The organism is Faecalibacterium sp. DFI.5.82 (genome assembly GCF_029076575.1).
GTDB classification, from domain to species: Bacteria; Bacillota; Clostridia; order Oscillospirales; family Ruminococcaceae; genus Faecalibacterium; species Faecalibacterium duncaniae.
Genome location: NZ_JARFIS010001017.1, coordinates 1 through 292, shown reverse-complemented (window position 1 = coordinate 292; position 292 = coordinate 1). Strand labels below are relative to the sequence as shown.

Annotated in this window: 1 protein-coding gene; it reads left to right on the top strand. The window is 61.0% G+C overall.

Translation table 11 applies throughout. The features are described 5' to 3' along the window. The coding region (locus P0G09_RS19945; protein ID WP_275253540.1) for a DUF3048 C-terminal domain-containing protein at window positions 1-286 on the top strand (286 nt) is incomplete at its 5' end. Between the last annotated feature and the right edge of the window lie 6 nt (window positions 287-292).

The following is a 292-nucleotide window of genomic DNA, read 5'->3' as shown; positions in this document are numbered from 1 at the left end:
CGAGCTGACCGGCAAGCAGCTGACCTTTGACAACGTGGTGGTCTGCTTTGCCGAGATCGCCGCCTATGCGGGCGATTCTCACGAAGTCCAGTCGGTCAACGATGTGGCCGGTGGGCAGGCGTACCTCTTCACACGGGGCGGCGTGCAGGTGGGCCGCTGGGAGAAGCCGCATCCCACCCATCCGCTCAAGCTCTACACCGAAACCGGCGAGGAGTTGACCCTGAACCGGGGCAGGACCTATCTGGCACTGGTGGACAATGATGAGTGGAGCAATTTCAGCTACTAAATCACC